The following is a 205-nucleotide window of genomic DNA, read 5'->3' as shown; positions in this document are numbered from 1 at the left end:
TCAATGGTCTGTATGGCAAGCTGGTAGCAGACCGAGGCTACATCTCTCAAGACCTGTTTGAAGGATTATTCGTCAATGGTATTCAAATGATTACCAAGAGGAAAAGGAATATGAAGAACNGACCGAGGCTACATCTCTCAAGACCTGTTTGAAGGATTATTCGTCAATGGTATTCAAATGATTACCAAGAGGAAAAGGAATATGA

Annotated in this window: 1 protein-coding gene and 1 pseudogene; both read left to right on the top strand. The window is 40.2% G+C overall.

The window, feature by feature from the left end; all coding sequences use genetic code 11:
• A pseudogene (locus HQ37_RS08205) lies at positions 1 to 119 on the top strand (transposase); the annotation flags it as partial.
• Positions 120 to 132: 13 nt separating this feature from the next.
• Positions 133 to 205, top strand: a 73-nt coding sequence (locus HQ37_RS08335) for a hypothetical protein (protein ID WP_369794063.1), incomplete at its 3' end; no start/stop codon positions are given.

The sequence above is a fragment of the Porphyromonas sp. COT-239 OH1446 genome, from assembly GCF_000768875.1.
In the GTDB taxonomy this organism is placed as follows: domain Bacteria; phylum Bacteroidota; class Bacteroidia; order Bacteroidales; family Porphyromonadaceae; genus Porphyromonas.
This window is presented reverse-complemented; position numbering and strand designations above follow the sequence as displayed.